7 protein-coding genes and 3 pseudogenes are annotated in these 7,237 nt (G+C 69.7%); 8 read left to right on the top strand and 2 right to left on the bottom strand.

All coding sequences use genetic code 11. The features are described 5' to 3' along the window. Positions 1-356 precede the first annotated feature (356 nt). Both IPZ69_RS48035 and snpA read right to left on the bottom strand, forming a co-directional pair. The gene (locus IPZ69_RS48035; RefSeq protein WP_374296221.1) at positions 357-713 is read right to left on the bottom strand and encodes a UDP binding domain-containing protein; all 357 of its coding nucleotides are present in this window, start codon (positions 711-713) and stop codon (positions 357-359) included. An 89-nt stretch (positions 714-802) separates the two neighbouring features. Further along, positions 803-1,492: a snapalysin gene (snpA, locus tag IPZ69_RS45900; RefSeq protein ID WP_235460871.1), complete on the bottom strand. Its 690-nt coding sequence runs from the start codon at positions 1,490-1,492 to the stop codon at positions 803-805. A gap of 223 nt (positions 1,493-1,715) precedes the next feature. On the opposite strand from snpA, the gene IPZ69_RS45895 reads away from it, so the two are divergent. The 8 genes and pseudogenes from IPZ69_RS45895 to IPZ69_RS45870 form a co-directional block, all read left to right on the top strand. Beyond that, complete coding sequence (locus IPZ69_RS45895; RefSeq protein WP_235460870.1) at positions 1,716-2,789, top strand: LysR family transcriptional regulator; 1,074 nt, start codon at positions 1,716-1,718, stop codon at positions 2,787-2,789. Between the two features lie 267 nt (positions 2,790-3,056). Continuing rightward, positions 3,057-3,650 (top strand): annotated as a pseudogene (locus IPZ69_RS45890) (lantibiotic dehydratase); the annotation flags it as partial. A 353-nt stretch (positions 3,651-4,003) separates the two neighbouring features. Beyond that, positions 4,004-4,345 (top strand): annotated as a pseudogene (locus tag IPZ69_RS47290) (thiopeptide-type bacteriocin biosynthesis protein); the annotation flags it as partial. 8 nt (positions 4,346-4,353) lie between these two features. Continuing rightward, positions 4,354-4,707, top strand: coding sequence for a lantibiotic dehydratase C-terminal domain-containing protein (locus tag IPZ69_RS47285; protein ID WP_308407619.1), 354 nt, complete (start codon positions 4,354-4,356; stop codon positions 4,705-4,707). After that, positions 4,704-5,096, top strand: a pseudogene (locus IPZ69_RS47280) (lanthionine synthetase LanC family protein); the annotation flags it as partial. The gene IPZ69_RS47285 and the pseudogene IPZ69_RS47280, both read left to right, overlap by 4 nt. 100 nt (positions 5,097-5,196) lie before the next feature. Next, on the top strand, positions 5,197-5,844 hold the full coding sequence (locus IPZ69_RS47275; protein WP_308407618.1) for a lanthionine synthetase LanC family protein: 648 nt from the start codon (positions 5,197-5,199) through the stop codon (positions 5,842-5,844). Positions 5,845-5,854: 10 nt separating this feature from the next. Continuing rightward, on the top strand, positions 5,855-6,811 hold the full coding sequence (locus IPZ69_RS45875; RefSeq protein ID WP_235460869.1) for a thiopeptide-type bacteriocin biosynthesis protein: 957 nt from the start codon (positions 5,855-5,857) through the stop codon (positions 6,809-6,811). Between the two features lie 72 nt (positions 6,812-6,883). Further along, on the top strand, positions 6,884-7,237 hold a 354-nt coding region (locus IPZ69_RS45870; RefSeq protein ID WP_235460868.1), incomplete at its 3' end, for a hypothetical protein.

Here is a 7,237-nt window from a genome sequence, read left to right as displayed (position 1 = left end):
GTTCCCGGAGGTCGTAGCGGTGGCGCTGGCTGTGGTGGACCTGGGGATGCGGCAGGTGGCCGCCGGGGACGGAGCAGGGGTGCGAGATGCTCCTCGGACAGGGGCCCGCCGGCCGCGGTGGCGATGCCGTACCGGTCTTGGAGCCACCGAGCGAACTGGGCACTCGTGGGCTCGAATCCGAAGGCGGCGATCCAGTCCTGGTAGGCGTGGGCGAGGTGTTGGGCGCTGCCTTCGTCCGCGCGGCCGTTCGGCGGCTCATGGTGTGCGGTTCGCGGCTGCTCCACCTGCTGAGGCTGCGCGCCGCGTACCTGCGCCAGTTCCTTCTCCTGTCCGACGACGGCCCCGAGTTCGGGGCTCTACCGCGGGGCCGGAACCGGGATCCCCGCGATGCTCTCTCTGACTGTGGAAAGGTCGTGGGTGTAGTCGAATTCGGGATTGCGGATCACGGCCCGCGGGTCGTGAACGGTGACAGTGGCGCCGGCCTGCTGAAGGGCGCGGGCCAGAGCGAGGGCCGGGGATTCACGGACGTCGTTCGTGCCGGGCTTGAACGCGGCGCCCCACACGGTGACCCGGGCACCCTCGATGGGGCTGCCTTCCAGGGCGCGGGTGATAAGGCCCAGGGCAACGTCGTCTGCTCGGCCCGCACCGCGGCGCTCGTGCTGCCCGCGCGTCGGCGGGCCTCGGGTAGTGCGACTCGAACTCGCGCAGGGCATGGAGCGGATGACGCTGGTCCAGATGAGGGTGCGGACCGGAGAGGACGGACCGGGAGGTGCCGGAGGCCGGTCCGCCCCAGACACCGAGGTCAGCCGGTCTTGCTCAGCTGCGCGATGGCCTTGGCGAGGCCGTTCACCCAGAGCTGGTTGACCCGGGCTCGCTCCGTGGAGTTCGGGTACCGGTTGGTGCAGGACGGGCCGGGGCCGCCACCCGACATCAGCTCGCTGCACGGGCCGCTGTAGTGGTCGGGGAGGCCCAGCACGTGACCGGTCTCGTGGGCGGCGACACGGATCGAGTCGTACTGCCGGTTCTGAGCGTAGTCCAGGAAGATGTAGCCGCTGCCGTGGCCGTTGGTCGATGCGTAGGATCCGCGCGAGTCGTTGCCCTCGTAGTAGGCGAAGTCCGCGCTTCCCGAGGTCGCCTGGAGCTTGACGTTCGACACGGAGCTGTTCCAGATGGCGGCGGCGCTCGATATCTGGGAACGGAAGCTCGGCGCCTGTGAGGCGTTGTAGTAGACGGTCACCACTTTCAGGGAGGGCTGGGCGGCCTGCCGCTTCGCCACTGACTTCACAACGGCGTCGAAGAACGCCTTGTTGCCGGTGGTCTCGGCCGTGCCGACGTAGCCGGCACCGGAGGTCCGGGCCGGGGTCTCGACGGTGCTTCGGGCGCTCGCCGGGGTCGCGGTGCCGAGCGCGGCGGAGACCAGACCCAGGCCGAGCGCGAGGGCCAGAAGTCTCCTGGAGTTCTTCGGCCTGTTGGGCATGGGGAACGAAGCCATGTGGGGGGCTCCTTCTCGTCCTGTGGGGTTGAACGATCGGTTGCCCGTGAGTCTCCTTCAGTCCAATGGGATGACGGGTGATGGCAGTTGGGGATAGCGCGGTGCTATCTGCGGCCGGCTCACCCAGACGCGTCGGCCGGCGGAATCGACTCGGCCGACTCGTCCCTACTCGTTGGAACTTGAACATCTGGTGTGCCGACCCGCCCCGCCCTACGCTCCCTTCATGGAGTTGGAGGTGAGGCACCTGCGCGTTCTCTGTGCCATCGCCGACACCGGCAGTCTGCACAAGGCGGCACGGCAACTCGGCCTGGCACAGCCCTCGGTGAGCACGCAGCTGCGACGCATCGAGCACGCGCTGGGCGCCCAGCTCTTCGTGCGCGCCCTGACCGGATGCCGGCCCACCCCGCTGGGACTCGCGGTACTGAGCCGTGCCAGGCCCCTGGTGGCGGAGTTCACGGCGATCGTCACCGAGACCAGGGCGGCGGCCGCCCGCACAGCTGGGGGGTTCCAGCTGCGCATCGGCGCCACGGCGAGCCGTGCCATTCCCGGCTGGCTACGCCTGCTGCGGGCACGGGTCCCGCGGATCGAACCCACCCTGCAGATGAACGTGTCCGCCAACTTCCTGCTCGGCATGGTCGCCGCGGGACGGCTCGACATAGCCTTCGTGCACGAGGTCGAGGGCAGTCCGCTGCGCATTCCGCCCAGGCTCAACCTGCGCGTTCTCGTCGAACGCGAACCGCAGTTCGTCACCCTGGCAGCGGACCACCCGGCGACGGCGCGGCGGCAGGTACCGCTCGCCGACCTGGCCGGCGACCGCTGGATGGTCGATTCCACGGTCGACGGGGAGTGGGACGCGCTGTGCCGGGCGCTGCGCGCGGCAGGTCTGGAGTGCGAGATGCTGCACGGCGACTACCTCACCGCGTACTCGCTGGCCGCCACCGGCGAGGTGGTCACGGTGAGCCAGCCCACCGCGCATCCCCATCCCGACCTCGCGATCCGCCCCCTGGAGGGCGACCCGATCGGTGTACGCCTCTTCCTTGCCGCCCGCACGGAGGCGGAACTGGACGACGTCTACGAGGAGTTGGAGGAGTCCTACTGGACGGTGGCCCGCGATGCTCCGGCCTACCGGGAGTGGCTGGAGCGGGCCCACCGGCCGCTCGTACCGCGCGACGGGCAGCCGACTTCCCTTCGCACCGTGCTCGGCGCGGACGGTGTTGGTGTGCTCGAACTGAGCATGGGTGAACAGAACTTCTCCGCAGACCCCGAACGTGACCTGCTGGGCGAGGTGGACCGGTAGGGTGTTGCGCGTCGGTGAGGCCCCCGCGCACCCGTGCCGGACAGCGGGCAGCAACTGCCCCAGCCTGGATGACGAACAAGGCACTACGTCCACGACCAGCCGCGCCCCCTCGCGCCGGGACCTCGCCAGCGCCTGCGGCGCGAGGTGCCCGACGCCGGCAGCCCCGCGTCCGGCAGCGGGCCCAGCAGCGGGTTGCGACCACGGCCGGTATCTTCGTCTCCACCCGCGCCCGGTAAGGACCTGGGGCGCGGTGACTTCGCGCTGTCCATGGTCGGCCTCTCCCTCAGCGCCGACACCACCACCGGGCGCTTCCTGACCATGCTGGAGAGGCCGGACCGGGACCGGATGACCGCAGCGTACGCCGCTCTGCCCACGCTCACCTCCGGCGCGGTCCGCGGCCAAGTCTCCAGCCCCCCGCTGCGCGTGCAGACGTACAACGTCGGCCGGGCCCCGGCCGTCGTGACCCACGTACTGGCCATCGGCGAACACAACCCGGACGCCGCCCTCAGCGTGAACGACCTCGGCGTCGTCGCCGACTCGCAACGGCTCTACCTGGTGTCGCTGTCCACCGGCCAGCCGATCGAGCCCTCCGTCATGAACGCCGTCGAACTCAGCAACGCCACCCACCCGCTGGCCCGCTTCGTGTGCGAACTGCACCGCTCACACACCGCCGTCCTGCTCCCCTTCGCCTGGGGAGCCGCAGCCCCGTTGCCGTTCCTGCCCTAGGTGCGCGTCGGCCGCACCATCCTGTGCACCGCCCGCTGGCGGCTGAGCATCCGCGACCTCGACGGTGGCGGCCCCTGGTCCTTCCGCTTCACCACCTGGCGCGCCCGCTACGACGTCCCACGCACCGTTTGTCTCGGCAGCGACGACCGTCGGCTCCGGATCGACCTCGACGTTGCTGCACATGTGCAACTGCTGCGCGCCGATCTGGAACGCCACGGCTCCGTTGTGCTGCACAAAGCGCCGCCGGAGGACGCCTTCGGCTGGGTGGGACGCGCGCACGAGGTGACGGTCCCGTTCGCCGCCGACCAGACTCCCGCTCCCGCGCCTGCCTGCCACCCCGAGTCCGTGGTGAGCCGGGACTCAGGCAGGATGCCGGCCGGCTCACGGTGGGCGCACCTGAAGCTGTACGGCAACCCTAACCGGGCCTCCGAGGTGCTGTCCCCCATCTGCCGCGCCTGCTACTGCAGTTCGGCTCGCAGGCGGCGGACGTGTGGTTCAGCCGCTACGCCGATCCGGACAACCACCCGCGGCTTCGCTTACGCCTGCCCTCACCCGAGGCCTTCGGCGAGGCCGTTCAAAAGACCGCAGCGTGGGCGGACGAACTGCGTCGTGAAGGACTCATCCAGCAGGTGCAGTGGGACACCGACACACCGGAGATCGGGCGGTACGGCACGGGGCCCGCCCTGGAGACCGCCGAGCGGTACTTCGCCGCTGACTCCGCTGCCGTCGTCGCCCAACTTGTCCTGCCCATCCCAGACGACTCCAAGCCAGCGGTCACCGCCGCGAGCATGGTCGACATCGCCACCGCCTTCCTCGGCTCTCCCGAGGCCGACCGGGCGTGGCTGACGACGAACTTCCTCAAGAACGAGGGCGCCGCCAGCTCCCGGGACTGCAAGAACCGGCCGTCCGCCTTGCGGGGGCAAACCCCGACGAGGGGGCTGCCGCGCTACGGGAACCCCCGCGCGGCGCCCACGTGGCCGGGGTATGGGCGCTGCGCCGCAGGTTCCTCCACATGTACCGGCAGGCACTGGAAGAGGCCGGCACCGACCCCGCCGGCGTGCTGCCGTCCCTGCTGCACATGCACCACAACCGCGCTGTGGGCATCGATCCGGACGCAGAAGCCGCCTGCCGCCGTCTGGCCCGCGCCGCCGCACTGTCCTGGACCGCCCGCGCAGAAGGAGCCACGCGGTGACCACCGCCCCACCCGACACCAACCCCGTCACCCGGCAGTCCCTGGCCCACGGCCCGCTCGGCACCGCCCTCCTCGACATCGAGCGCGCCCATGCCGGACTCTGCACCTTCCACGTCGCGCACCGCAAACTCGCCGCAGCAGGCCCACTCATCGACGGCGACGACGCCAACCTCTTCCTCGGCGCCCCCGCGATGGCCTACGTCATGCACCTCGCCGCCGCCGGCAGCGACCGGTACGCCGGAGCACTCCACACCCTGGACAACGCCGTAGCGGCCCACACCCGGCGCCGCCTGGCCGCCGCACACGCACGCATCGACAAGGGGCACTTCACCACCTTCGCCGAGTACGACCTGTTCCGCGGCCTGACCGGCGTCGGCGCCCTCCTTCTACGCCGACAGCCCCACGGCCAAGAACTGCGACGCCTGCTGGAGTACCTCGTCCGGCTCACCGAACCGGTCACCGGAACTGAAGGGAAACGCTGCCCGGCTGGTGGGTCGGCCACGCCCCGGCAAACAACCAGGCAGCCACCCCCGGCGGTCACGCGAACGCCGGCCTCGCCACGGCATCACCGGGCCCCTCGCACTGCTCGCCCTGGCCAAACGCCACGGCGTCACCGTGGACGGCCACGAACTCGGCATGTACCGAATTCTGCAATGGTTAGACAGCATCCGGCAAAGCGACCACCACGCAACCCGCTGGCCCCGCTGGGTCAACAAGAACGGCCCAGCCCCCACGCACAGCGCCGCACCGTCCTGGTGCTACGGCACTCCCGGCATCGTCCGCGCACAGCAGCTCGCCGCACTCGCCCTCGGCGACAATGACCGCAGACGCACAGCCGAACGCGCCCTGCTGTACTGCCTGGCCGACTCCCGGCAACTCGACCTGCTCACCAACCGTGGCCTGTGCCACGGCGTCGGCGGACTCATCCGCACCGTTCAACGCGTCGCGCAGGACGCCGAGACCTCCCTGCCGTTCAACATCTGGTTGCTGAGCGCCTGCGAACGCTTCCTTTCCGCCCCCGCACCGGAACAACCCGACTTCCTCGAAGGCACGGCCGGAGCCACCCTCGCGTTCAGGAGTGCCGAGCCCGACGCCGCGTGCGCCACCCACTGGGACGCCTGCCTCCTGCTGATCTAGGAGATGGCCCATGCAGCAGCACCACATCCACCCCGGCGAGGAAGCCGTCCTGGCCGTCCTCGGCGGCACACCGATCGAACAGGCCGCCCGGCGGGTACCGACATCACCCGGACAGCTCGCCGAAGCAGTCGAACGCTACCGGGCCGCCGGCCGGACCGCCCTCGAACACCCGACAGCGGGCTGGTACCAGGCGTACGTCACCTTCGCCGACTACCCGACCGCCGCACGGGCCTTCCGCGCGCACCTTCAGCCAGCTCTGCACAGCAAAGCCGTCGGCGCCTGGTGGTTCCTCCGCAAGTACCCCTGCTGGAGACTGCGCGCACAACCGGCAACGGGCGCCTCTTTGGAAGACAGCATCGAGCACACGGCGCAGGCACTCGACTCGGCCGTCTCCTGGGGCGTCGTGAAGCAATGGCAGCCCACCTTGTATGAGCCGGAGACCATCGCCTTCGGCGGCCTGGACGGCATGGCGATCGCCCACCGAATCTTCCACACCAACAGTCTGGGCGCGCTCATCTACGACCAGCATGCCGACGATCGCAGGGACGGGCTTCTCGACGCCAAGACCGCATCCCTGCTCGTACTCGCGGTCTTCCTGCGCACCGCAGGACTTGAATGCGGCGAACAAGGCGAAGTCTGGGCCCAGGCCGAGGCCAAACGGGCGTTGCCCACAGACGTACCCCCGGACAAGTTCAGCAGCATCGTGGAGCCGATGCGAAAGCTCCTCACGCTAGACACTGGCCCCGCCCTCTCCAATGGTCCACTCAAACCGTTGCGCGACTGGATGGCTGGCATGGGAAGCGGTGGTCAGGCCCTCAAGGAAGCCGAGAACGCGGGCCATCTCTGGCTCGGCCTACGCGGCATTCTGGCCCGGCATGTCGTCTTCCACTGGAACCGCATGGGCTTCAGCGGCAGGCAGCAAGCCATCTGGTCCCGCGCAGCACGTGAAGCCCTCCTGGGCCACTGACCGCGCCGGCCTCGATCGGCGAAACGGATTCGGCTGTTCCCGCGCTTGCTCCGCCTCGAGGAGAGCCTTTGCGTGATCACGTTCCTCACGCCTCTGCTCCGCAGTCGCCTCCATCTCCATCCGCTTGGTGCGGTCCGCGCGACTCTGCGTCAACAACGAGGCACCCAAGGCGCCAACCAAACCAGCCGGGCGGGTTCTCCCGCTTGCTGCTTGCTGCGCAGCAGCGCCCACGTGTGTCTCTATTTCCCGGTCGTCATCGCCGGTGTACGAGGTGATGACAAGTACGGCTCGCTGCTGGAGCTGAGCTCGTCATCGATGCTCTCGATGCTGCAGTTCCGATGGGTCTGGATACTTCGATTCGAGCAATCGTCCCCGGGGGGGTGCCCCTATGGGTTTCGTCAAGCTGATGGGGCGGGTTGGGGCTGG

It is taken from the genome of Streptomyces olivochromogenes (assembly GCF_021538895.1).
Taxonomy (GTDB): domain Bacteria; phylum Actinomycetota; class Actinomycetes; order Streptomycetales; family Streptomycetaceae; genus Streptomyces; species Streptomyces olivochromogenes_A.
This window is presented reverse-complemented; position numbering and strand designations above follow the sequence as displayed.